Source organism: Acidipropionibacterium jensenii (assembly GCF_005890135.1).
GTDB classification, from domain to species: domain Bacteria; phylum Actinomycetota; class Actinomycetes; order Propionibacteriales; family Propionibacteriaceae; genus Acidipropionibacterium; species Acidipropionibacterium jensenii.
In genome coordinates, this window is the sequence record NZ_CP040635.1 from 2,739,175 (window position 1) to 2,761,805 (window position 22,631).

Below are 22,631 nucleotides of genomic sequence, written 5' to 3' on the forward strand. Positions count from 1 at the left end.
CGGACTGGCCGGCTCCCTCAGTCCCGGGGGCCGGACTGACCGGCTCCCTCAGTCCCGGGGGCCGGACTGACCGGCTCCCTCAGTCCCGGGGGCCGGACTGACCGGCCACGGCCACCGCGCGGGTCTCCCGGATCACGGTGACCCGCACCCGTCCGGGCACCATCACCCGGTCGCCGACCTCACCGGCGATCTCTCGCGCCAACGTCCGGGTGCTGGGATCGTCGACCTGCTCGGGTTCGACCATCACCCGCAGATCCCGGCCGGCCTGGACGGCGAAGGCCCGAGACACCCCGGGATGAGCGGTCGCCAGACTCTCGAGCTCCTCCAGTCGTTGCACATGGGACTCCAGGGACTCGCGCCTGGCCCCGGGGCGGGAGGCCGAGATCGCGTCGGCGGCCTGGGTGAGGACGTCGACGACCGTGGTGGCCTCGATCTCGTTGTGGTGGGCGGCGATCGCGTGGATCACCTCCGCCGACTCGCCGTGGCGCCGGGCCAGTTCCGCACCGACCGCCGCATGGGAACCCTCCACGTGCGGGGTCAGGGACTTCCCGATGTCGTGCAGCAGGGCGGCGCGCCGGCAGGTGTCGACGTCGGCACCGATCTCGGCGGCCATCAGGCCGGCCAGCCGACCGCACTCGATGCTGTGGGCCAGAACATCCTGGCCGTAGGAGGTGCGGAACCTCAGTGAGCCGAGGATCGGTCGCAGACCGGCCGCCATGTCGGTGATCGACAGTTCGTGGAGAGCCTGATCGGCCGCGTCCAGGCACATCTCCTCGATCCTGGCGAGGGCCTTGGTGTGGGCCTGCTCGATCCTGGCCGGATGGATCCTGCCATCGCTCACCAGATCGACCAGGGTGAGCCGGGCGACCTCGCGCCGCACCGGGTCGAAGCAGCTCACCAGCACGATCCCGGGGGTGTCATCGACGATGACCGTGGTCCCCGTGACCTGTTCGATGGTGCGGATGTTGCGTCCCTCACGGCCGATGATCCGGCCCTTCATGTCATTGGAGGGCAGGTCGACCGAGGAGACCACCGAGTCCGCGGTGACATCGCCGACGCAGCGTTGGATGGCTGTCGCCAGCACGGAGCGCGCCGTCAGCTCGGCCTGCTCACGGGCCCTCTCCTCGATGCCTCTGGCCAGTTCCTCGGCCTCGGCCCGGGAGTCCGCCTCGGCCTTGTCCAGCACCACCTGCCGGGCCTGTTCGGCGGTGAGTCCCGAGGCCTGGGTGAGTTCGGCACTGACCCGGTCGAGATCACGGGTGAGCGCCGCCTCCCGCAGATCCAGACTGCGGCCACGTTGCCTCTCGGACTCCTCGACCACCTTCCGGCGCCGCTGGAAGTCCTCCTCCAGGCCGTTGCGCCGCTCCTCCAGGGCCACATCCAGATCCGCGCGGCGACGCTCCATCTCCTCCTCCAGACGCTTGCGCTCCCGGACGAGATCGCGCCTGGACGCGTTAAGCAGGTTCCCGGATCGACGCCGCGACAGCAGGTCGCCGACCCCCACCACGACGAGGGCGAGTGCGAGCACGACCGAGATGATCGGCCATGCTGATATCAACACCATCTGCGATGGCAGTGCTGTCATTCCGAGGGATTCTGTCATCGAATGCCCCTCACGCTGTGTCCACAGCTGTTCACGGCCGGGACCCTGTGCCCCGGTTGTGGCAAGCCTGCCACAGTGCACCGAGCACCGACCCGTGCGGGATCAGATCTCCTCCGGCCCCTCCTGCGCGGTCTCCTCCTCGCCGAGCTCGCGCTGGGCAGCACGGATGGCCTGCCAGCAGATCTGGGAGGAGTACCCCTTCCGGGCCAGGGCAGCCAGCACACGGCGAGTCAGCCGGGTGCTCTCCACACCTCGGCCCGCGCGTATCCGGGTGACGGCCAACCGGGTGGCGGCCTCCAGTTCGTCCTCCTCGGAGACCCCGGCCGTGGACCGTGCGATGGTCTCCTCGTCGACCCCCTTGCGCCGGAGCTCCATGCTGAGCGCCCTGCGCGACAGACCGCGGGAGGCCTGGCGGGAGCGGACCCACTGGTCGGCGAAGTCGGCGTCGTCGACCAGCCCGAGCTCCTCGAACCGATCCAGCACCGCTGCGGCGACATCGGAGGGAACCTCCTTGCCGCGCAGTGCATCGGCCAGCTCGTGACGCGTCCTGGCGCGATCGTCGAGACGACGCAGCACCGCCTCCCGGGCGAACGCGTACCACTCCTCGCGGCTGCGCTCGACCGGCTTGCGCGACCGGCGGTTCAGAACATCACCTCCCCGGTCTTCGGGTCCACCTCAGCCGGAACCTCATCGTCGGCAGGCTGGTCCAGCCCCATCTCGGTGCGGATCCTCGACTCGATCTCCTTGGCGATATCGGGGTTCTCCTTGAGGAATTTGCGGACATTCTCCTTGCCCTGTCCCAGCTGCTCGGACTCCTTGTAGGTGTACCAGGAGCCGGACTTGCGAATGATGTTGAGATCCACCCCCATGTCGATGAGGCTGCCCTCACGGGAGATGCCCTGGCCGTAGAGGATGTCGAACTCAGCCTGCTTGAAGGGCGGTGCGACCTTGTTCTTGGCGACCTTCACCCGGGTGCGGTTGCCGACCATCTCGTCGCCGTCCTTGAGGGTCTGGATCCTTCGGACGTCGAGTCGCACCGATGCGTAGAACTTCAGCGCCCGACCGCCGGTGGTCGTCTCGGGGCTGCCGAACATCACGCCGATCTTCTCGCGCAGCTGGTTGATGAAGATGGCGGTGGTTCCCGCCGCATTGAGTGCGCCGGTCATCTTGCGCAGCGCCTGACTCATCAGGCGCGCCTGCAGACCGACATGGGAGTCGCCCATGTCACCCTCGATCTCGGCCTTGGGGGTCAGCGCCGCGACCGAGTCAATGACGATGAGTTCGAGGGCACCCGATCGCACCAGGGTGTCGGCGATCTCCAGGGCCTGCTCACCATTGTCGGGCTGGCTGATCAGCAGGTTGTCGGTGTCGACCCCGAGGTTCTTGGCGTACTCGGGATCCAGTGCGTGCTCGGCGTCGATGAAGGCGCACACTCCGCCCTCGGCCTGGGCGTTGGCGATCGCGTGCAGCGCGACCGTCGTCTTGCCGCTGGACTCCGGTCCGTAGATCTCCACGATCCTGCCGCGCGGCAGGCCGCCGACGCCCAGGGCGACGTCCAGGGCGACCGAGCCGGTCGGGATGGCCGGGATCTTGACCGTCTCGCGCTCCCCCAGCCGCATCACCGATCCCTTGCCGTACTGCTTGTCGATCTGGTCGATGGCGGCCTCGAGGGCCTTCTCACGATCCTTGACGGGCATGTCTGTCGTCTCCTCCATCCGTGGGCCCCTGCCGGGATCCGCTGCTCCCGACCGATCGGCCGGGGATGTCATGTTGAACTGTAGGGGCGGGCACCGACACTTCTCGGACGGGAGCGTCGAACTGTGGACAAGATCGCTCTCCCCCGCTGTCCCCGGGGCCGGCTGTGGACAACCCTCTGTGACGGACGACCCTGGGCCGGAGAGTCCTGAATCGACGGCCCGGGCCCGGCACGGCTCAGCGCATCCGGTCGGGCAGTTCCAGAAAGGCCCAGCAGGCCCGCCAGATCGCCTTGATGTCGATCCCGTCGGCCAGCGCCTCGCTCACCGTGCGCCCGCCGAGATCGGCGATCACCTGCGAACCCGCCCATGACCGGACGTAGTCCACACCCAGCTCGGCCTCCAGCCGCCGCCACAGTTCTGACTCGCGCACCCGACAAGACTATGAGCTTCGCAGAAATCGTCCAGCCGGAGGCCGACCTCCCGGGGTAAGGGAGACAGGCGCGTGCCACCAACGATCATCTATGATCAGTACGACTGAGCGAGTGCTCACCACGTGAGTGCCACTGGGGAGTCCACCACTGCGAGGGAGAATTGGGACGATGTCCTTTCTGGTTCCCGACACGACCACCTCATCGCGACGCAGCGAGCGAATGGTTGCGCTGCTGTCCATCCTTCGCGACCGCGAGGAGGTCCAGCTGCGCGAACTGGCCCAGTTGCTGGGCGCCAGCGCCGCCACCATCCGGCGCGATGTCGCCGCCCTGGCCGATCAGGGCCTGCTGGTCCGCACTCACGGCGGGGCGCGCAGCGCCGGGGTGGGTGCCGAGCTGCCGGTCAATCTGAGGGACGGGCGCCACCGTGCGGCCAAGGCCGCGATAGCCCGCGCCGTGGTGAGCGAGCTCCCGGTGGGCAAGCACGCCATCTCGCTGACCGGTGGCACCACCACCGCTGAGGTGCTGAGGGCGCTGCACCACCGTCATGACCTCACCATCGTCACCAACTCGGTGGGGATCGCCCTGGAAGCCGCCCATCAGGGTCAGCAGAGAGTGCTCATCGCCGGCGGGATCCTGCGCCCCAGCTCACTGGAGCTGGTCGGGTCGCTGGCCGAGGCCACCTTCAAACAGATCAATGTCGGCACCGCGATCATCGGCTGCGACGGGCTGTCGGTCGACGGCGGTCTGACAACCCATGACGGGGTGGAGGCCGCCACCAATCACACGATGCTCCAGCGTGCGTCGCGGATCGTGGCCGCGGTCGACGGCTCGAAGATCGGCAAGGTGACCCTGGCTCGGATGGCCGATGTCACCGACATCGATCTGGTCGTCACCGATGAGTCGGCCGATGCCGAGGAGATCGAGCGGATCCGGGCTCGCGGAGTCCAGGTCAAGATCATCCAGACACCCGAGGACTGAGTCGCCCGGCCCGACGGGATCTCGATGGACCGCGACTCCAACCGTTCACCGGTTCCCACCCAGGCCGGTTCCTTCTCAGACCGATCCTGCTCAGACCGTTCCCTGCTCGGGACGGTTCCTGCTCAGGCTGCCGCGCCGACCTGGCGCTCGGCCTTCGTCTCGGCCTTCAGCAGCTTCTCGCTGACGGTCCTCATGAGTTCAGACTGCGGAAGCTCGAGAGCGGTGCAGATGGCGAGAATCAGTTCGCTGGAGGCCTCCTTCTGGCCCCTCTCCACCTCGGACAGGTAGCCAAGCGACACCCTGGCCCCCGATGACACCTCGCGCAGCGTTCGCCCCTGGGCGAACCTCTGCTCCCGGAGCGCCTCACCCAGCATTTCTCGTAGCAGCGCAGCCTTCATGATGTCTCCTCGTTGTCGATTCGGAGGTGACAACGCGGGTTCACAGGCTTTCATTCCCGCTGTTGGCGAAAAATCTCACACTTTCCGATCGCGCGCCCGGTCTCACGGCCGCGTCCTCCCAGCCCCGAGGTCGGCTCAGGAGGTCCCGGCGACCACCCGCAGCCCGGCCTGCAGCACGGCGCTCACCGTCTGATCGCGGATCGCCCAGCGGTCTCCCGACAGGTCCAGCCGCAGGGGATCCCCCCGGTGGTCCGGACTCCGATCCGGGCAGCCAAGGCGGGCGCACACGTACACGGTCCCCACCGGTTCTCCGTCCTGGGGGTCGGGCCCCGCCACCCCGGTGCACGACAGGCCGAGATCGGCCCCGCACACCCGGGCGCAGCCCGCCGCCATCATCTCGGCGGTCCGGGCATTGATGACGCCGTGGGAGGAGATCCAGGCAGGATCGACCCCGGCCAGGGTGCCCTTGAGATCGGAGGCGTAGGTCACCAGACCTCCCCGGTAGGCGGCCGATGCGCCGGGCACACCGGTGAGAGTGGCCCCCACCAGGCCGCCGGTCAACGACTCGCAGGTCGCCACCGTCAGTCCGCGGGCCACCAGCTCACCGATGAGGCGGGAGGCCAGCGGGTCAGGACTCATCCGATCCCCCACCGGCCTGCTTCGCCAGCGAGTCGCGGCGGATCCGCGCGGCGTCGATGAGGTACATCACCCCGGTGACCAGGGTGAGTCCGAAGGCGAGGATCATCACCGCCCAGGCCACCACGTCGACCGGGGTCGGGGTGCGCCACAGGCCGATGCAGAACAGTGTGATCGCCAGCGACTGGGTGGCGGTCTTGAGCTTGCCGCCCTTGTTGGCGGCCATCACCTCGTACTTGAGCATGAACACCCGCATCACGGTGATCCCCCACTCCCGCAGCAGGATCAGCGCGGTGATCCACCAGGGCAGCTCGCCGACGATCGACAGGCCGATGAAAGCCATCCCGGTGATCGCCTTGTCGGCCACCGAGTCCCAGATCTTCCCGAAGTCGGTGATGAGGTTGTACCGGCGGGCGATCCGCCCGTCGATGAAGTCGGTGAAGATGGCGACGGCGAAGACCACCGTGGTCCAGGTGCGCCAGGTCCCGTCGTGCGGGTGTGACAGCAGCATCCAGCCGAACACCGGCACGGCGATGAGCCGTAGAACGGTGAGTGCGTTCGGGATGTTGACGTTGCTCGGACGATCGCTCATCCTCCGGCTCCTGACGAGATGACCAGTCCCGGGTCGACGCGGTCACCCTCCAGTATCCCGGTCTCGGGGCCGCCCGTCACCTCAACTCCCCGATCAGGTCGGCACCCTCCGAACCGATGAAGCCGACCTCCACCATCTCGCCGACGCCGACCCCGCAGTCGGCCGGCAGCAGTACCGTTCCGTCCACCTCGGGCCCCTGGTGGGGAGCCCTCCCGACGACCGCCTCCGGGGTCACCTCCTCCACCAGCACCGGGGCGTGCTCACCGATCCTGTCCTCGGCCCGCTGGCTGACCAGCTCGTCGATCAGGTCGGCGAGCATCTCGCGCCGTTCGGCGATCACATCGTCGTCCAGATGATCGCTCAGCTCAGCCCCCTCGGTGCCCTCCTCGTCGGAGTAGGCGAAGATCCCGGCGACGTCCAGACGCGCCCGCTGAAGGAAGTCGGCGAGAGTCTCGACGTCCCGGTCGGTCTCGCCGGGGAAGCCGGTGATGAAGTTGGAGCGGAACCCGGCCCCCGGGCAGCGCTCCCGGATCCCCTCGATGAGACCGAGGAAGGAGTCGGCGTCGCCGAACCGTCGCATTCTCCGCAGCAGCGGTCCGGAGGCGTGCTGGAAGGACAGGTCGAAGTAGGGCACGACCTTGTCGGTGGTGAGCATCGCGTCGATCAGGGAGGGCCGCAGCTCAGCGGGCTGGAGGTAGGAGATCCGGATCCAGTCCAGACCGTCGATCCGGTCCAGCCCGGCCAGCAGCTTCTCCATGTGTGCCAGGTCTCCGAGGTCCTTGCCGTAGGAGGAGGAGTTCTCCGAGACCAGGAAGAGCTCCTTGACACCGTGGTCGACCAGCCAGCGGCCCTCCGCCACGATCTCCTCGACCGGCCGTGACAGATAGGAGCCGCGGAAGCTCGGGATGGCGCAGAAGGCGCAGCGCCGGTCGCAGCCCGAGGCGATCTTCAGCGGCGCACAGGGGCTGGAGGACAGTCGGCGCCGGGTGGCGGCGCGCGGCCCACTGGCCGGGGTGACCTCCGTGGGCAGATCCGGTGCGGTGTGGATGCCGGGCACCGAGACCGATGCGGCGGCCTCCGGCCGGTCCACCGGCGACAGCGGCAGCAGGGTGCGGCGGTCGTGGGGGACGTGGGCCTCCAGGGAGCCGCCGGCCAGAATGATCCTCAAGCGCTGCGAGATGTCCTGGTAGTCGTCGAATCCCAGCACCGCGTCGGCCTCCGGCAGCGCCTCGGCGAGCTCCTTGCCGTACCTCTCGGCCATGCAGCCCACCGCGACGACCGACCGCGTGGTGCCGTCGGACTTGAGGTCCGCGGCGGCCAGCAGGGTGTCGACGGAGTCCTTCTTGGCCTGTTCGATGAATCCGCAGGTGTTGACCACCACCGTCTCGGCCTGCTCGGCGTCATCGACCAGCTGGAATCCGCCGGCCTCCAGCCTGGCCGCCAGCTCCTCGGAGTCGACCTCGTTGCGGGCACACCCCATCGAGACGAGATGGACGGTCATGAGGTGGTCTGACATGGAACTCCTGTCGATGGACAATCGCGGCAAGTCTACGGTGGGGGCCATGGATGTCTTCCGCAAGTCCGACCATCGCCCCGGCCGCATCGGCTATGAGATCGCCGGGCTGGCCTGGCTGGCCGATGTGCCCGAGGAGGGTGCCCCGGTGGTGAGGGTCAGCGACCACGGACGCGACTGGCTGGAGGAGCCCCGACTGCCCGAGGTGCGTCCCACCGCCGCGGCCGCCGAGGAGTTCGGACGCCGGCTGGCGCACACCCATGCCGCCGGCGCCTCCCACCTGGGCGCGCCCCCGCCCGACAATCACGGCCAGGGCTGGATGGGGCTGGCGAAGCTCCCGCTGCCCGCGACTCCCGGCGAGTCCACACCCTCCTGGGGGGACTTCTACGCGCGGTTCCGGCTGGCCCCCTACCTGGATGCCCCGGCCTTCACGGCCGAGGAGCGCGCCACCCTGGTGAGACTCTGCGACAAGCTGTCATCGGGGGTCTACGACCACGACCAGCCGACCCTGGTGCGAGGCTCTGCCCCCGAGGGCGACCGGTACTGGGCGGCCCGCACCCATGGCGACCTGTGGACCGGCAACATCATGTGGACCCCCTCGGGCGCCACCCTCATCGACCCGGCGGCCCAGGGCGGCCACGCCGAGGAGGATCTGGCGGCCATGGCCGTCTTCGGGGCACCCCACCGCGAGACGATCTGGGCGGCCTATGACGAGGAGTCCCCGCTGGCCGACGGATGGCGAGACAGGGTTCCGCTCCACGAGTTGCACATGCTGATGGTCCACTGCCAGCTCTTCGGGCGCGGCTACGTCGGGCAGACGCTGGAGATCGCCCGACGCTGGGTGTGAGCAGGGGGGCCGGGGACGGTCCTCAGTGGGCGTCGGACCAGGCCTGGGGATCCGACGACCAGGTCGCCAGGGTCTGCTGCTGGGCGGCGGTGATCTGCCCGGACTTGGCGGCGACCTCGACCAGGGTCGGGTAGTTCGACAGGGTGAAGAGCGGCAGCCCCGCCTTCTCGAAGTTCTGCCTGCCCTTCTCCAGCTCGTAGGAGAAGATCGCCAAGACGCCGAGCACGGTCCCCCCCTCGCGCTCCACCGCGGCGGCGGCGTCCAGCACCGAGCCGCCGGTGGAGATGAGGTCCTCGACCATCACCACCGCCGAGCCGGCGGCCATCCGGCCCTCGATCTGGTTGCCGCGGCCGTGGTCCTTCGGCTTGGACCGGACGTAGATCATCGGCCTGCCCAGCCGGTCGGCGGCCAGCGCCGCGTGGGCGATCCCCGCGGTGGCGGTGCCGGCCACCACATCGACCCGGCCGAAGTTCTCCCTCACCAGGGTCGCCAGTCCGTCGGCGATGAGGGAGCGGGCGGGCGGGTCGGAGAGGGTGACCCGGTTGTCGCAGTAGATCGGTGAGTGCATCCCCGACGCCCAGGTGTACGGCTCGTCGGGTGACAGCGAGACGGCGCCGACCGACAGCAGCGCCTCGGCGACGGAGTGGGCGAGGGTGGGATTGGAGATGGTCATCTGTGCTCCTTGAGGATGGACTGAGCCGCGCGGGGCCCCGTGATGTGCAGGGCGCCGGGTTGCCAGAGGCGCTGTGCTGCAGGTGGTGGTGTCAGGCGATGGCGGTCAGCTCTGCTGACCGCTGTTCCAGGCCTTCCGGATGGCGTGGTAGGCGGCCACCGGGTCCTCGGCACGGGTGATGGGCCGTCCCACCACGATGGCGCTGGACCCCATCGAGTGGGCCTTCTCGGGGGTGGCGACCCGGGCCTGGTCGCCGACCGCGGCGCCGGTCGGCCGGATTCCCGGGGTGACCCGCAGGAAGGACTCGCCGGTCGCCTCGCCGATGCCGGCGGCCTCCCAGGCCGAGCACACCACTCCGGCCAGTCCGGCGGACTGGGCCAGCTGGGCGTAGTGGACCACCGACTCGGCCAGCGGCACCTCGATGAGCTGCTCGGTGTGCATCGCCTCCTCGCTGGTCGAGGTGAGCTGGGTGATGGCGACCACCGAGGGGTCGTTGGAGGCGGCCGACAGCCCCTCCACGGCGGCCTCCATCATCGCCCTCCCGCCGGCGGCGTGGACGGTGAGCAGATCGGCCCCCAGCCCGGCGAGGCTGGCCGCGGCCCGCTTGACGGTGTTGGGGATGTCGTGGAGTTTGAGATCGCAGAAGACGTCGTGGCCGGCGTCCTTGAGCTGTCCGACGATGCCGGGGCCCGACGCGTAGAACAGCTCCATCCCCACCTTGAGGAAGAGTTTCTCGTCGCCGAACCGTGAGACCAGCGCCAGCGCCTGGTCGGCGCTGGGCAGGTCGAGGGCGATGATCGGGCGGGAGGTGTCCATCAGTTCTCCTTGAGGAAATCGGAACGGTGTCTGTCCGGGCGGTGCTCGGCATCCACCTCGGCTTGGAGCTGGGCGAGGCTGTCGATGCCCAGCTGGTCCATCAGCGGTTCCAGGCCGCCGATGATCCGCGGGCAGGCCAGCGGGTCGGTGAAGTTGGCGGTGCCCACCGCGACCGCCGAGGCGCCCGCCATCATCATCTCCAGGGCGTCGCGGCTGGAGGAGACCCCGCCCATCCCGATCACCGGGATGTCGACGGCCCGGGTGACGGCGTCGACCATCCTCAGCGCGATCGGCAGCACCGCCGGCCCGGACAGCCCGCCGGTGCCGTTGGCGATGAGGGGACGTCGTCTGCGCAGGTCGATGCGCATCCCGGTGAGCGTGTTGATGAGGGTGAGTCCGTGTGCGCCGGCTCCGGCGACCGCCCGGGCGATCTCGACGATGTCGGTGACATTGGGCGAGAGTTTCACGTAGACGGGCACCTGGGAGACTGCCACGATGGCGGCGGTGAGCTGGGCGGCGACCTCCGGACGGGTACCGAAGGTGATCCCCCCGTGCTTGACGTTGGGGCAGGAGATGTTGATCTCCAGGGCGGCCACGTTCGGGGCGGTGGAGATCACCCGGGAGACCTCGACGTAGTCCTCGGTGAGGGTGCCGGCCACATTGGCGATGATCGGCAGGTCGGGGAAGTGCTCGGCGAGCCACGGCAGTTTCTCGGCCATCACGGCGTCCAGCCCCGGGTTCTGCAGGCCGATGGCGTTGAGCATCCCCGAGGGGGTCTCGGCGACCCGCACCACCGGATTGCCGCGACGGGGTTCGGCGGTGGCGGCCTTGATCATGATCGAGCCGAGCACCGAGAGGTCGTAGTACTCGGCGTACTCGGCACCGAATCCGAAGCAGCCGGAGGCCGGCATGATCGGGTTGGAGAGCTCCAGGCCGGGCAGCGACACCGCCAGCCGCGAGGCGGCGCTCCCGGTCCCGGCACCGGTCGCCCCGGTATCGGTAGTCCTGGTATCGGTTGTCCCGGTATCGGTTGTCACAGCACGACCTCCTCGGCCCGGAAGACCGGTCCGTCCCAGCAGATCCGGTGCTGGTGATCCCGGTCGGCGGCATCGGTGACCACGCAGGCGTAGCAGGCGCCGACCCCACAGGCCATCCTCTCCTCCAACGACAGCTGGGTGCACACCACCGTGCCGAAGGCGGCCTGGACGTGGCGCAGCATCGGCAGCGGTCCGCAGGCGAAGACGCCGTCGGGGGTGAAGGCGAGGGCCCGCGGGTCACCGGCCAGATCGGCCACCGTCCCCCGTGCACCGGCCGAGCCGTCGTCGGTGGAGATGAGCACCTCCCCGAGTCGGGCGAACTCCTCGATGAGGAAGAGGTCTCCGGCATCGCGGAAGCCCAGTCTCATCTGCACCTGGACACCGCGCTCGACCAGGCGGCGGGCCAGCAGGTACAGCGGCGGGACGCCCACTCCCCCGCCGACCAGCAGCGCCCGGCCACCGGCCGGCACGGCGTCCAGATCGAAGCCGTGACCCAGCGGACCCAGCACGTCGATCTGGGATCCGACGGGCTGGCCGGCCAGGGCCGCCGATCCGGCGCCGACCACCCTCAGGATGACGGTGAGGTCGCGGCCGTCGGCCGAGCAGTCGGCGATCGAGAGGGGGCGGCGCAGCACCGGGGCGCCTCCGGACTGGGCCGGGATCACCGGCAGCAGGTCGAGGAAGGTCCCCGGCTGCGGGGCCGGCGCGGTCTCCGGGCGGCGCAGCACGAGGCTGAACACGTCCCGGGCGATCCGCGTGTTGGCCACCAGGTCGAGCAGCTGCGGGCCGTCGCGTCGGATGACGCCGGCCAGTCGGGCGGTACCCGGGCGGTCCGACCCCGAGCAGTCCGACCCCGGGCGGGGTGAGGCGGTGGGCTCTGTCATCGGTTCAGATGACCTCGGTGGAGAAGGCCCGCGACTCCATCACCTGACAGATCGCCGAGGCGGTGTCCAGCGAGGTGAACAGCGGGATCCCTCGACCGATCGCGGCCCGCCGGATCTGCTTGCCGTCGATGATGGTCTCCTGGCCGTTGGTCATCACGTTGATGACGGCGTCGCAGCCGTTGCGCGAGATGAGATCGAGCACCGACTCGGTGCTGCCGTCCTGGCTGGAACCGATCCGGTGGGCGATGTCGATGTTGAGGCCGGCCTCCCGGAAGAAGGTGGCGGTGCCCTTGGTGCCGACCAGCTGGAAGCCGATCCGGTCGAACCGGCGGGCCAGTTCCAAGGCCTCGGCCTTCGAGTCGTCGGCCACCGTGAACAGCACCTTGCCGTACTCGGGGACGTGCAGCCCGGCGGCCTCGAAGGCCTTGTAGAGGGCCTTGGCCTGGGTGTCGTCGGACCCCATCACCTCGCCGGTGGACTTCATCTCCGGGCCGAGGTGGGAGTCCACCAGGTCCAGCTTGGAGAAGCTGAAGACCGGGGACTTCACATGGATCCGGCTCGACTCGGGCATCAGGCCCGGGGACATCCCCAGACTCTCGAGGCTCTCCCCCAGAATCACCCGGGTGGCGATCTCGGCCATCGAGGCCCCGGTCACCTTGGACAGGAAGGGAACCGTGCGGGAGGCCCGCGGGTTGGCCTCGATGACGTAGACGATGCCGTCCATCACGACGAACTGGATGTTGAGGATGCCCTTCGTGTTCAGCCCCAGGGCCAGCTTCGTGGTCACCTCGACGATCCGCTGCTTGACCTCCTCGCCCATCCGCTGCGGGGGGTAGACCGCCATCGAGTCGCCGGAGTGCACCCCGGCCCTCTCGATGTGCTCCATGATCCCGGGGATGACGACCTGCTCGCCGTCGCAGATGGCGTCGACCTCGCACTCCAGGCCCTGGAGGTAGCGGTCGATGAGGATCGGCCGGTCGGGGCTGACGTGGACTGCTTCGCGCATGTAGCGCTCCAGCTCGTGGGGGGCGTTGACGATGGCCATCGCCCGCCCGCCGATGACATAGGAGGGTCGCACCAGCACCGGGTAGCCCAGGGTGCCGGCGACCTCGAGGGCCTCGGCCGGATTGTGGGCCATTCCGCCGGGAGCCTGGGGGATGTCCAGACTCTGCAGGAGCTTCTCGAACCCCTCCCGGTCCTCGGCGCGGTCGAGATCCTCCAGCTGGGTGCCGAGGATCCTCACCCCGTGGGCGGCCAGCGCACTGGCCAGGTTGATGGCGGTCTGGCCGCCGAACTGGACGATCACTCCCTCGGGCTGCTCGAGCTCGATGACGTCCAGGACGTCCTCGACCGTCAGCGGCTGGAAGTACAGCTTGTCGGAGATCGAGAAGTCGGTGGAGACCGTCTCCGGGTTGGAGTTCATGATGATCGCCTCGTGGCCGGTGCCCTGGATGGCCTGCACCGAGTGCACCGTGGCGTAGTCGAACTCGATTCCCTGGCCGATCCGGATCGGCCCGGAACCCAGCACCAGGATGCTGGGCCGGTCCGAGCGCACCGACTCGTTATCCACCTCATAGGTCGAGTAGAAGTAGGGAGTCTCGGAGGCGAACTCGCCGGCGCAGGTGTCCACCATCTTGTAGACCGGCCGCAGTCCAGCCTCCTGTCGGGAGGTGCGCACCTGATCGGGGGTCCGCGACCAGAGCCGCGCGATGGCCGAGTCGGAGAACCCGTTGCGCTTGGCGACCCACAGCGACTCGGTGTCGCCGGGGGTCACCCGCAGCCGGTCCTCGATCTCCAGGATGTGGGCGATCTTGTCGAGGAAGAACATGTCGATGCGGGTCTGCTCGTGCAGCTCCGCGATGGTCCGGCCGCGCCGGATGGCCTCGGCGACGCAGAACAGCCGGTCGTCGCGGGCGCGCAACAGCCTCTCCTCGAGGACGTCGTCGGGCAGGTTGGCGACCTCCGGGTCGTCGATGTGGTCCAGCCCGATCTCCAGGGAGCGGACCGCCTTGAGCAGCGACTCCTCGATGGTCCGGCCGATCGACATCACCTCGCCGGTGGCCTTCATCTGGGTTCCCAGCCGCCGGTCGGCGCGGGCGAACTTGTCGAAGGGCCAGCGCGGGATCTTGGCGACGACGTAGTCGAGCATCGGCTCGAACATCGACCAGGTGGTGCCGGTGACCGGGTTGCGGATCTCATCGAGGGTGAGTCCGACCGCGATCTTCGCGGCGATCTTGGCGATCGGGTAGCCGGTGGCCTTGGAGGCCAGCGCCGAGGACCGCGACACCCGGGGGTTGACCTCGATGACGTAGTAGCCGAAGGAGTCGGGGTCCAGGGCCAGCTGGACGTTGCAGCCGCCCTCGATGCCGAGCGCCCGGACGATCGTGATGGAGGCGTCGCGCAGCATCTCGTGCTCGCGGTCGGTGAGGGTCTGGGTGGGGGCGAAGACGATGGAGTCGCCGGTGTGGACGCCGACCGGGTCGAAGTTCTCCATGTTGCAGACCACCATGGTGTTGTCCGCGGAGTCGCGCATCATCTCGTACTCGATCTCCTTGTACCCGGCGATCGACTGCTCGACCAGGCACTCGGTGATCGGGGACAGTTCCAGCCCCTTGCCGACGACGCGGACCAGCTCGGCCTCGTTGTCGCAGATCCCGCCGCCAGTCCCGCCCAGGGTGTAGGCGGGTCGGACGATGAGGGGGTAGCCGATCCGGTTGCCCACCTCCACCGCCTCGACGACGGTGTGGACGATGTCGGAGTCGGGGACCGGCTGGCCCAGTTCATCCATCAGCTGCTTGAACAGGTCGCGGTCCTCGGCCTTCTGGATGGCGTCCAGACTGGTGCCGAGCAGTTCGATGCCCAGCTCGTCGAGGATCCCGGAGTGGGCCAGCTGGGCGGCCATGTTGAGGCCGGTCTGCCCGCCGAGGGTCGGCACGATCGCGTCGGGGCGCTCCCGGCGCAGGATCTGGGAGACGAACTCGAGGGTGATCGGCTCGATGTAGACCCGGTCGGCGATCTCCCGGTCGGTCATGATGGTGGCCGGGTTGGAGTTGACCAGGACGACCTCGTAGCCCTCCTCCTTGAGTGCCAGGCAGGCCTGGGTGCCGGCGTAGTCGAACTCGGCCGCCTGGCCGATGACGATGGGCCCCGACCCGATGACGAGGATCCGGTGGAGGTCTGTGCGGCGTGGCATCAGTGGTTCCCTTCGGTGGCGGGCATCAGGGCGCGGGTCACGGCGCCGCGCGCCAGGACCGGCTGGGACATGTCCCGGGGTGTGGGGTGGGAGGTGCGGCGAGCATCCATCAGGGCGATGAAGTCGTCGAAGATGTGCGCGGCGTCGTGCGGCCCGGCGGCGGCGTCGGGATGGTACTGCACCGACATGGCCGGCAGCCTGCGGTGCACCACCCCCTCGACGGTGCGGTCGTTGAGCTCGATCTGGGTGATCTCCAGTTCGGTTCCGGGGATCGACTCGGGGTCGACGGCGTAGCCGTGGTTCTGGCTGGTGAAGTCGATCCGGTCGGTGCGCAGGTCCTTGACCGGGTGGTTGAAGCCGCGGTGGCCGAAGGGCAGCTTGTAGGTGTCGGCCCCGTTGGCCAGGCAGAGCAGCTGGTGGCCCAGGCAGATCCCGAAGATCGGGTACTCCTCCTCGAGCTCGGCGATCACCTCGCCGACCCCGGTGAGGCTCTTGGGGTCCCCGGGACCGTTGGACAGCATGATCCCGTCAGGGGCCAGAGCGCGGACCCGCTCGGCGGTGATGTTGTGGGGGACGACGGTGACGGCGCAGCCGCGCTTGGCCAGCTCCCGCAGGATGGAGTGCTTGAGACCGAAGTCGAAGAGCACCACCGAGTAGCCCCCCAGCGGGCTGGGGTAGGCGGTGCGGGTGGAGACCTGGGCGACCTGGTCGGTGGGCAGCTCGGTGCTGCGCAGCTTCTCCAGCGCGACCTCCAGGTCGGCGTCGGGACCCAGCAGGGCCCCCTTCATCACTCCCTCGGTGCGCAGCCGGCGGACCAGGGACCGGGTGTCGATGCCGGCCAGCCCGGGAATGTGGTGGAGCCTCAGGAAGACGTCGAGGCTGGTGCGGTTGCGCCAGTTGGAGGCGAGTCTGGGGACCTCCCGGCAGATCACCCCGGAGGTGGTCGGGAAGAGGCTCTCCATGTCGTCGCGGTTGATGCCGGTGTTGCCGATCAGGGGGTAGCTGAAGGCGACGATCTGACCGTTGTAGGACTGGTCGGTGAGGGTCTCCTGGTAGCCGGTCATGCCGGTGGTGAACACCACCTCGGCGGTCACCTCGGCCTCCCCGCCGAAGGCCTCGCCGACGTACCTGGTGCCGTCGGCCAGTAGCAGTGTTCGGGTGGTCATGCCTGGTCCTTCCCGTCTGTGGTGGGTTCTTGGAGTGAGCTGGATGGTGGCGCGGCGCGGTGGACGAGCTGTCCGTCGACCATGGTGAGCACGCAGTCGCCGATCACCCGGCGTCGGGCGAAGGGGGTGTTGCGGCCCATCCCGGCGAACCGCTCGGGGTCGATGGTGACCTCCCGGGTCAGGTCGAAGGCCGCCAGGTCGGCGGGGCCGCCGACCCTGATGCGGCCGGCGGGACCGAGCTGATAGGCGTCGGATGGGCCGTCGGTGAGCCAGTGGACGAGCTGGTCGAGCCGGAACCGGCCGGCCAGCACGAAGCTGGTGTAGAGCAGCGCGAAGGTGTGCTCGTTGGTGATCACCCCGAAAGCGGCGTCGCGGAAGGAGCAGTCCTTCTCGGCGGCGGTGTGCGGGGCGTTGTCGGTGGCGATGGCGCACAGGGTGCCGTCGCACAGCCCCTCGACCATCGCCTCGACGTCGTCGCGGCTGCGCAGTGGCGGGTTCATCTTGTAGAAGCCGTCGTCGGCGGGGATGTCCTCGTCGGCCAGCAGCAGGTGGTGGGGGGCGGCCTCGGCGGTGGCGTTGACGCCGTCGGCCCGGGCCCGGCGCAGCGCCCGGATGGACTGGCGGGTGGAGGCGTGGCACAGGTGGTAGTGGGCCCCGGTGACCTCGGCGATCGCCAGGTCGCGCACCACCTGGACGGTCTCGGCAAGCCGGGTGATGCCCGGCAGATGGAGCTCCTCGGCCTTGCGGCCGGCGTTGATCACTCCCCCGCGTACCAGCGAGTTGTCCTCGGCGTGGGCGGCGACCGGCCGCCCGTGCCGGGCGGCGGCCCTCATCGCGTCGTACATCACCCCTGCGCTCTGGACTCCCTTGCCGTCATTGGAGAAGGCGACCGCACCGGCGGCGACCATCGCCTCGGCGTCGACCAGTTCCTCGCTGGTCAGTCCGACGGTGATCGGGGCGTAGGGCAGCACCTTGACGCTGGCGGATCGGGCGATCCGTTCCCTCAGCTGGGCCATCAGGCCCGGGTTGTAGGGGTCGGGGGTGGTGTTGGGCATCGCGCACACGGTGGTCCAGCCGCCGCGGGCGGCCGCGGCGGTGCCGGAGGCGATGGTCTCCTTGTCCTCCTGGCCGGGTTCGCGCAGGTGGTCGTGGAGATCGACCAGGCCGGGGGTGAGCAGGGCGCCGCCGAGGCTGATCCGGGCGGCCTCGGCCCCGTCCAGGGCGCTGCTGCGGCCCCGTGAGATCGCCTCCACCCGGCCGTCGGAGACCAGCACCTGGGAGGGCACCGGGGTGCCTCCCTCCAGCATCGTGAGGTCGGTGAGAAGTATCCTGTTGCTCAACGTCGTGCCGCCTTCCTGATGGCCACCTCGTCGAGGCCGTCGACCTCGGCGACCCGCACGACGACCTGTTCCTCGACCGCGGTGGGAAGATTTTTGCCGACGAAGTCGGCCCGGATGGGGAGTTCGCGGTGGCCGCGGTCCACCAGGACCGCCAGCTGCACGGCCGCGGGACGCCCGACATCCATCACCGCGTCGATCGCGGCACGGGTGGTGCGCCCGGTGTACAGCACGTCGTCGACGATGATGACGGTGAGTCCGGAGAGGTCCTCGGGAAGGCCAGGATTGGGATCGGCGAACTGGGCCTCGAACCGCTCCTCGACCAGGTCGTCGCGGTAGGCGCGGACATCCAGGTCGACCGCCGGCACCGCGACCCTCTCGACCTCTCCGAGACGGGCGGCCATCCGGGCGGCGAGCTGGGCCCCGCGGCTGCGCACCCCGGCGAGCAGGAGCTGCTCGGCGCCACGGTTGCGTTCGACGATCTCGTAGCAGATCCGGGTCAGTGCCCTGCGCATCGCATCGGCGTCCATGACGAGGACCTCGTCATCGGGCAGCTGATCGGGCATGCAGTTCCTCCCGGCGCATGAGAGATGCCGTCCGGCGAAGCTGGCGGAGGGCGTGGCGTCGGGGAGAGACCGAACCGGGCGCGATCCGCGCGAGAAGTCCGTCTCACCACTGTGCTGACGACCTTGCCGACCTCACTGGATCGACCTTAAAGGGCGTTGTTCGCACCCTAGCACGGTCCCGACACGGTGCGGCCCGGGCACTCAGCGATTGGGTGTGAGTCAGGCGTGCGGTGTGGGCCAGAGGATGTGGTCGCGTCCGGACCGGTGGACGGTTCGTCGTGCCAGGACGGGGTCCAGTCCGGCGATAGTCCAGTGCATGCCGGCACGTTTGGCACATTGTTTGACGATGGTGTTGCAGGCTCATTTCACGAAGCTCGAGCCGATGTAGTAGTAGTAGCCATTGACGATGAAGTCATTGACATCACCCACACACGATGGTATGAAGAGAAAGTCATCACACTACTGGGGGTAGATATGACGAAGAATCTCATTGTCATCGTTGACAGTTCATGTGGGCCCTGCAGCTCGCTCGGCCGGGAACTGAGTGGCATCCCGGGAATACGAGCCATCGCCGCCACCAGCGAGGAGGCCGCATCCCTGGGGGCGGAGTCCCAGGCACCGTGCGTGGTCGAGGTCGCCGGATCCGGTGACCGGCGTGTCTATCGCGGCTGGGCAATGCGGATGCGTCTTGCGCGGCACTTGGGACTGAAGCGGGCCGGACGGTGGTTCTCCCTGCTGGGTGCCGAGCTCGGTGCGCGCCAGGCCAGGGCCACGGCCCAGACAGACCCGTCACGTCGTGCCATCCTCGCCGGCGGGATGCTGGCCGGGCTCGCCGTCATCTTCGGCGCCCACAGTGCTACCGAAGCTGAAGCCGCGCCGCAGCAGAGTGCCCGCGCACTGTCCGGAATCGAATTCACGGCAGCCCTCGACATGCTCCCGGAGCACTCCGTCATCAAGTCCTCGGACGTCCACGACGTTTATCAGGTGGGTTCCGGTGAGGCGAAGTCCATTGCGTTCATCGCGAGTTCTGGTGTGTCGGTCATTATTCCAGAAAAGCACCCCGAAGCCGCCTTGGCGATGGCATCGAGGGAAAAGTCGCTATGGTTCGGGGCTGTGGACGGGATGCCGATCGTCGAGCTCACACCAAAGAGCGGAAAGGTCATCACAAGAGTACCGGCGCAGAGTCTGACTACCACACCCGCTGCATTCCAGGCACGGTCGACATCGAACGTCGCGCCCCAGGGTATTGGGTCACTTGCTGCCTGTGTCACCGCATGCTCGGGACGAGTCGTAACGTACAAATGTCTCTTGGCCTACTGCATTCCCCCGGGCGCCGCATGCACCCTGTGTGGCGGAGCCGCTGTCGTTGCATGTGTTATCGAGTGTCTTTGATATGACACTGGTTCTCATCGATCCCCAGCTGGGCGCACGGATCACCGGAGACGTCGTACGGCGCCTGCCCGACGCCGTGGCCTGGCCGGCCAGCACGCTGGCGACCATGGTGGCCCCTGTCCAGGCAGCTCAGGTGCTCACGGATCTGCAGGAGGGTGCCGAGCTCTGGGACGGGGCGATCGGGCTGGGATTCGGCTGCGGCCCGGCCGCCTCGCTGGTGCGGTCGGGCCGTGCCCGTCGGGCGGTGCTCATCGACCCGGCCGCCTTCCAGGCCTGCGATGCCGGCCTCGAGCTGGTCTGGTCGGTGCCGATGTTCCACCCCGACGGCCCCCAGAGGCCCTATGACAAGATCATCGAGGCGCTCGGCGCGGACGAGTTCCGCGATCCCCCGGACGTGGTCATCGACGACATCCATGAGGCGGAGAGGTGGACCGCCCCCACCGCACCGCCCTACCGGACAGTACGAATCCTCTTCCCACCAGCACTCGAGGACCTGAGCACCACCGGGCCGTACCCCCGCGAGAGGTACGCCGCCTACGCGGCCCTGGCCTACGGCACGCAGCTGACAGACGATCCCGTATTGTGGGACCAGGTCACCACGATCTGTCAGGAGGCCGAGGAGGCGCGCCAGCCCTACGATGACGCCCTCCCGTCCCAGCCCGATGAGTCGTCCACACGAGATCTCAACTGGCTGAGCGCCTGGACCGATCCCGACCTCGACATCACGATCTGGCTGTCACAGGACGCCGGCTTCCTCGCCCGTCCGCTGGCCCGCCGCGGGCCGGACCGCCCCCTCGTCACGCAGCCGTGGCGGTCACTCGCCTGGCTGACAGACCCGCAACGTCTCGTGCAGGCCCTGACAGCCTGGGCCGGATGACCCGACTCCTCAGCTCAGCGCGGCGCGGACCAGCTGGGAGGTCTGCTTGCCGTCGAAGCGGCCCTTGGTGCGGGCCTGGACGGCCTTCATCACCGGGCCCATGAGCTTCATCGTGGGCTTCTGGGCACCGGCAGCGCCCGCCACCTCCTCGTCGATGATGGCCTTGACCTCATCTTCGGACAGGCCCTTCGGCAGGTACTTCTCCAACACGGCGATCTCGGCCTCCTCGTCAGCGGCCAGTTCCTCCCGCCCGCCGTCGCGGTAGGCCGCCGCGGAATCGCGACGGGAGCTCACCTGCTTGACCAGGACGTCGGTCTCCTCGGCGTCGGTGAGCTGGCGGGCCTCCTCACCGGCGACCTCGGCGGACTGGATGGCCGCCAGGGCCATCCGGATGGTGGACTTCGCCACCTCGTCTCGGGCCTTCATGGCGGCGACGAGGTCGGACTTGAGCTGGGTCTTGACGGCTCCCATGTCGGGATACCTCCTGGAAACTGGGATGGATGAAACGGTGGCGCCCGGAAGCGTCAACGGCGCTCGGCCAGGACGGTCTCGATACGCACGAGCTCCTCCTCGGTGAAGGGGTCGGTGCGCAGCGCGTCGATGTCGGAGTCGAGCTGGGTGATCGAGGAGGCCCCCACCAGCACGCTGGTGATCCGCGGATCGCGCAGGATCCAGGCGATCGCCATCTGCGCCAGGGTCTGGTCGCGGTCCTTGGCGATCTCGGTGAGGGCGGTGACCGTCCTGAGGGTCGAGGGGTCGATCTGGTCGGGGGCCAGCGAGCGCGACCCCATCGCGGCCCGCGAACCCTCCGGGATGCCGTGCAGGTACTTGGAGGTCAGCAGCCCCTGGGCCAGCGGGGAGAAGCAGATGATCCCGAGTCCCTCGTGCTCGCAGGTGTCGACCAGGCCATCCTCGATCCAGCGTTCGAACATGTTGTAGCGCGGCTGGTGGATGAGGATCGGGGTGCCCAGATCGCGGGCGATCCGGGCGGCCTCGGAGGTCTGCTGGGGATCGTAGGAGGAGATCCCGGCGTACAGCGCGCGTCCGGACCGCACGATCCGGTCCAGCGCCCCCATCGTCTCCTCCAGCGGGGTGTCCGGGTCGAACCGGTGGGAGTAGAAGATGTCGACGTAGTCCAGGCCCATCCGCTTGAGCGACTGGTCGCAGGAGGCGATGAGGTACTTGCGCGTCCCTCCGCCCTGGCCGTAGGGCCCCGGCCACATGTCGTAGCCCGCCTTGGACGAGATGATGAGCTCGTCGCGGTACGGCTTGAGGTCGGTCGCGAAGATCCGTCCGAAGTTCAGCTCGGCCTGGCCGTAGGGCGGACCGTAGTTGTTGGCCAGATCGAAATGGGTGATACCCCGGTCGAAGGCCTTCCGCAGGATGGCGCGCTGAGTGCCCCCCGGATGCAGATCGCCGAAGTTCTGCCACAGTCCCAGCGAGACCTCGGGCAGCACCAGCCCCGACGCACCGCAGCGCCGGTACTCCATCTGGTCGTATCGGTCAGGAGCGGCGATGTAGGTGCTGACAGCCATGGGCCAACCCTATACATCTCCGGCCCCCGACCGGCCCGAGGGCCGAAATCAGCGGCGCACTCCCTTGGGGCGGACCACCTTGTGGGCCTGCCAGTCCTCGGACACGTTGTGGGTCGAGGTGAGCACCATTCCGGCGGCCTCGGCCCCCTCCGAGAGGTCTGTGGCGTCGACCGTCCCGTCCCGGCCGACCTTGGGGGCGACCAGGATGACGTACCCGTCGCCGGAGAGGTCGCGCATCGCGTCGACCAGACCGTCGGCGACGTCACCGTCATCGGCGCGCAGCCACAACAGGACGACGTCGACGGCCTCCTCGGCGTCCTCGATGAGGTCGCCGTCGATCGTCTCCATCACCTGTTGGCGCAGATCCTCATCGACGTCGTCGTCCCATCCGAGTTCCTGAACGACCTGACCGCGATGCAATCCGAGCTTCTCGAAGTCAGTAGCGGTTTCCACGAGTCTC

Annotated in this window: 23 protein-coding genes; 4 read left to right on the plus strand and 19 right to left on the minus strand. The window is 68.8% G+C overall.

Annotated elements, in window-relative coordinates; translation table 11 throughout:
* Window positions 1-79: 79 nt before the first annotated feature.
* From rny to FEZ32_RS12240, 4 genes are all read right to left on the minus strand, one after another.
* A complete protein-coding gene (gene rny, locus FEZ32_RS12225; RefSeq protein WP_244937868.1) occupies window positions 80-1,585 on the minus strand; it encodes a ribonuclease Y in 1,506 nt (501 codons plus the stop codon).
* Window positions 1,586-1,705: 120 nt separating this feature from the next.
* Complete coding sequence (locus FEZ32_RS12230; RefSeq protein WP_097798935.1) at window positions 1,706-2,248, minus strand: regulatory protein RecX; 543 nt, start codon at window positions 2,246-2,248, stop codon at window positions 1,706-1,708.
* Window positions 2,245-3,300 carry a recombinase RecA gene (recA, locus tag FEZ32_RS12235; protein ID WP_028702967.1) on the minus strand — a complete coding sequence of 352 codons (1,056 nt, stop codon included), beginning with the start codon at window positions 3,298-3,300 and terminating at the stop codon, window positions 2,245-2,247. Before recA ends, FEZ32_RS12230 begins: the two co-directional genes overlap by 4 nt.
* 235 nt (window positions 3,301-3,535) lie before the next feature.
* Window positions 3,536-3,730, minus strand: a complete 195-nt coding sequence (locus FEZ32_RS12240; RefSeq protein ID WP_028702966.1) for a DUF3046 domain-containing protein — start codon at window positions 3,728-3,730, stop codon at window positions 3,536-3,538.
* A gap of 220 nt (window positions 3,731-3,950) precedes the next feature.
* On the opposite strand from FEZ32_RS12240, the gene FEZ32_RS12245 reads away from it, so the two are divergent.
* Entirely contained in the window at window positions 3,951-4,709 is a 759-nt protein-coding gene (locus tag FEZ32_RS12245; RefSeq protein ID WP_028702965.1) for a DeoR/GlpR family DNA-binding transcription regulator, read from the plus strand.
* A gap of 122 nt (window positions 4,710-4,831) precedes the next feature.
* Here FEZ32_RS12245 and FEZ32_RS12250 read toward each other — a convergent pair whose 3' ends face one another.
* The 4 genes from FEZ32_RS12250 to rimO form a co-directional block, all read right to left on the minus strand.
* Window positions 4,832-5,107 carry a helix-turn-helix domain-containing protein gene (locus FEZ32_RS12250; protein WP_138680699.1) on the minus strand — a complete coding sequence of 92 codons (276 nt, stop codon included), beginning with the start codon at window positions 5,105-5,107 and terminating at the stop codon, window positions 4,832-4,834.
* A gap of 135 nt (window positions 5,108-5,242) precedes the next feature.
* A complete protein-coding gene (locus FEZ32_RS12255; protein ID WP_028702963.1) occupies window positions 5,243-5,746 on the minus strand; it encodes a CinA family protein in 504 nt (167 codons plus the stop codon).
* Window positions 5,736-6,335, minus strand: a complete 600-nt coding sequence (pgsA, locus tag FEZ32_RS12260; protein WP_028702962.1) for a CDP-diacylglycerol--glycerol-3-phosphate 3-phosphatidyltransferase — start codon at window positions 6,333-6,335, stop codon at window positions 5,736-5,738. The genes FEZ32_RS12255 and pgsA overlap by 11 nt, the downstream gene beginning before the upstream one ends.
* 76 nt (window positions 6,336-6,411) lie before the next feature.
* Complete coding sequence (gene rimO / locus FEZ32_RS12265; RefSeq protein WP_138680947.1) at window positions 6,412-7,836, minus strand: 30S ribosomal protein S12 methylthiotransferase RimO; 1,425 nt, start codon at window positions 7,834-7,836, stop codon at window positions 6,412-6,414.
* 13 nt (window positions 7,837-7,849) lie between these two features.
* Here rimO and FEZ32_RS12270 point away from each other — a divergent pair, with 13 nt between their 5' ends.
* On the plus strand, window positions 7,850-8,695 hold the full coding sequence (locus FEZ32_RS12270; RefSeq protein ID WP_244937869.1) for a fructosamine kinase family protein: 846 nt from the start codon (window positions 7,850-7,852) through the stop codon (window positions 8,693-8,695).
* Between the two features lie 22 nt (window positions 8,696-8,717).
* Here the strand turns inward: FEZ32_RS12270 and pyrE are convergent, their stop codons facing one another.
* The 8 genes from pyrE to pyrR all read right to left on the minus strand — a co-directional run bounded on the left by pyrE (window position 8,718) and on the right by pyrR (window position 18,367).
* Complete coding sequence (pyrE, locus tag FEZ32_RS12275) at window positions 8,718-9,368, minus strand: orotate phosphoribosyltransferase (protein ID WP_028702959.1); 651 nt, start codon at window positions 9,366-9,368, stop codon at window positions 8,718-8,720.
* A 105-nt stretch (window positions 9,369-9,473) separates the two neighbouring features.
* Complete coding sequence (pyrF, locus tag FEZ32_RS12280; RefSeq protein ID WP_028702958.1) at window positions 9,474-10,184, minus strand: orotidine-5'-phosphate decarboxylase; 711 nt, start codon at window positions 10,182-10,184, stop codon at window positions 9,474-9,476.
* A complete protein-coding gene (locus tag FEZ32_RS12285) occupies window positions 10,184-11,095 on the minus strand; it encodes a dihydroorotate dehydrogenase (RefSeq protein ID WP_051238280.1) in 912 nt (303 codons plus the stop codon). The genes pyrF and FEZ32_RS12285 overlap by 1 nt, the downstream gene beginning before the upstream one ends.
* A gap of 122 nt (window positions 11,096-11,217) precedes the next feature.
* Window positions 11,218-12,000: a dihydroorotate dehydrogenase electron transfer subunit gene (locus FEZ32_RS12290; RefSeq protein ID WP_420809267.1), complete on the minus strand. Its 783-nt coding sequence runs from the start codon at window positions 11,998-12,000 to the stop codon at window positions 11,218-11,220.
* Window positions 12,001-12,109: 109 nt separating this feature from the next.
* Window positions 12,110-15,298 carry a carbamoyl-phosphate synthase large subunit gene (gene carB / locus FEZ32_RS12295; protein WP_138680700.1) on the minus strand — a complete coding sequence of 1,063 codons (3,189 nt, stop codon included), beginning with the start codon at window positions 15,296-15,298 and terminating at the stop codon, window positions 12,110-12,112.
* Window positions 15,298-16,464 carry a carbamoyl phosphate synthase small subunit gene (locus tag FEZ32_RS12300; protein ID WP_028702954.1) on the minus strand — a complete coding sequence of 389 codons (1,167 nt, stop codon included), beginning with the start codon at window positions 16,462-16,464 and terminating at the stop codon, window positions 15,298-15,300. The genes carB and FEZ32_RS12300 overlap by 1 nt, the downstream gene beginning before the upstream one ends.
* Window positions 16,461-17,804 (minus strand): dihydroorotase, encoded by a 1,344-nt coding sequence (locus FEZ32_RS12305; RefSeq protein WP_138680701.1) that lies wholly within the window; start codon window positions 17,802-17,804, stop codon window positions 16,461-16,463. The genes FEZ32_RS12300 and FEZ32_RS12305 overlap by 4 nt, the downstream gene beginning before the upstream one ends.
* Window positions 17,801-18,367, minus strand: a complete 567-nt coding sequence (gene pyrR / locus FEZ32_RS12310) for a bifunctional pyr operon transcriptional regulator/uracil phosphoribosyltransferase PyrR (RefSeq protein WP_028702953.1) — start codon at window positions 18,365-18,367, stop codon at window positions 17,801-17,803. The genes FEZ32_RS12305 and pyrR overlap by 4 nt, the downstream gene beginning before the upstream one ends.
* A 264-nt stretch (window positions 18,368-18,631) precedes the next feature.
* Here pyrR and FEZ32_RS12315 point away from each other — a divergent pair, with 264 nt between their 5' ends.
* Both FEZ32_RS12315 and FEZ32_RS12320 read left to right on the plus strand, forming a co-directional pair.
* Complete coding sequence (locus tag FEZ32_RS12315; RefSeq protein WP_138680702.1) at window positions 18,632-19,759, plus strand: hypothetical protein; 1,128 nt, start codon at window positions 18,632-18,634, stop codon at window positions 19,757-19,759.
* 1 nt (window position 19,760) lies between these two features.
* Window positions 19,761-20,636 carry a hypothetical protein gene (locus FEZ32_RS12320; protein ID WP_138680703.1) on the plus strand — a complete coding sequence of 292 codons (876 nt, stop codon included), beginning with the start codon at window positions 19,761-19,763 and terminating at the stop codon, window positions 20,634-20,636.
* A 9-nt stretch (window positions 20,637-20,645) separates the two neighbouring features.
* Here the strand turns inward: FEZ32_RS12320 and FEZ32_RS12325 are convergent, their stop codons facing one another.
* From FEZ32_RS12325 to FEZ32_RS12335, 3 genes are read right to left on the minus strand one after another with little or no spacing between them, the layout of a single operon-like run.
* Window positions 20,646-21,107 carry a GatB/YqeY domain-containing protein gene (locus tag FEZ32_RS12325; protein WP_138680704.1) on the minus strand — a complete coding sequence of 154 codons (462 nt, stop codon included), beginning with the start codon at window positions 21,105-21,107 and terminating at the stop codon, window positions 20,646-20,648.
* A 53-nt stretch (window positions 21,108-21,160) separates the two neighbouring features.
* Entirely contained in the window at window positions 21,161-22,171 is a 1,011-nt protein-coding gene (gene mgrA / locus FEZ32_RS12330) for an L-glyceraldehyde 3-phosphate reductase (RefSeq protein ID WP_097798943.1), read from the minus strand.
* A gap of 48 nt (window positions 22,172-22,219) precedes the next feature.
* Window positions 22,220-22,624 (minus strand): DUF3052 domain-containing protein, encoded by a 405-nt coding sequence (locus tag FEZ32_RS12335; RefSeq protein WP_028702950.1) that lies wholly within the window; start codon window positions 22,622-22,624, stop codon window positions 22,220-22,222.
* Between the last annotated feature and the right edge of the window lie 7 nt (window positions 22,625-22,631).

Coding starts and splice junctions, on each gene's coding strand:
- FEZ32_RS12300 (WP_028702954.1), bottom strand. CDS start 16,464: ATGACCACCCGAACACTGCTACTGGCCGACGGCACCAGGTACGTCGGC.
- mgrA (WP_097798943.1), bottom strand. CDS start 22,171: ATGGCTGTCAGCACCTACATCGCCGCTCCTGACCGATACGACCAGATG.
- rny (WP_244937868.1), bottom strand. CDS start 1,585: ATGACAGCACTGCCATCGCAGATGGTGTTGATATCAGCATGGCCGATC.
- pyrR (WP_028702953.1), bottom strand. CDS start 18,367: ATGCCCGATCAGCTGCCCGATGACGAGGTCCTCGTCATGGACGCCGAT.
- pyrE (WP_028702959.1), bottom strand. CDS start 9,368: ATGACCATCTCCAATCCCACCCTCGCCCACTCCGTCGCCGAGGCGCTG.
- pgsA (WP_028702962.1), bottom strand. CDS start 6,335: ATGAGCGATCGTCCGAGCAACGTCAACATCCCGAACGCACTCACCGTT.
- FEZ32_RS12255 (WP_028702963.1), bottom strand. CDS start 5,746: ATGAGTCCTGACCCGCTGGCCTCCCGCCTCATCGGTGAGCTGGTGGCC.
- carB (WP_138680700.1), bottom strand. CDS start 15,298: ATGCCACGCCGCACAGACCTCCACCGGATCCTCGTCATCGGGTCGGGG.
- rimO (WP_138680947.1), bottom strand. CDS start 7,836: ATGACCGTCCATCTCGTCTCGATGGGGTGTGCCCGCAACGAGGTCGAC.
- FEZ32_RS12285 (WP_051238280.1), bottom strand. CDS start 11,095: ATGCCGGCCTCCGGCTGCTTCGGATTCGGTGCCGAGTACGCCGAGTAC.
- recA (WP_028702967.1), bottom strand. CDS start 3,300: ATGCCCGTCAAGGATCGTGAGAAGGCCCTCGAGGCCGCCATCGACCAG.
- pyrF (WP_028702958.1), bottom strand. CDS start 10,184: ATGGACACCTCCCGCCCGATCATCGCCCTCGACCTGCCCAGCGCCGAC.
- FEZ32_RS12245 (WP_028702965.1), top strand. CDS start 3,951: ATGGTTGCGCTGCTGTCCATCCTTCGCGACCGCGAGGAGGTCCAGCTG.
- FEZ32_RS12320 (WP_138680703.1), top strand. CDS start 19,761: ATGACACTGGTTCTCATCGATCCCCAGCTGGGCGCACGGATCACCGGA.
- FEZ32_RS12325 (WP_138680704.1), bottom strand. CDS start 21,107: ATGGGAGCCGTCAAGACCCAGCTCAAGTCCGACCTCGTCGCCGCCATG.
- FEZ32_RS12270 (WP_244937869.1), top strand. CDS start 7,850: ATGGAACTCCTGTCGATGGACAATCGCGGCAAGTCTACGGTGGGGGCC.
- FEZ32_RS12250 (WP_138680699.1), bottom strand. CDS start 5,107: ATGAAGGCTGCGCTGCTACGAGAAATGCTGGGTGAGGCGCTCCGGGAG.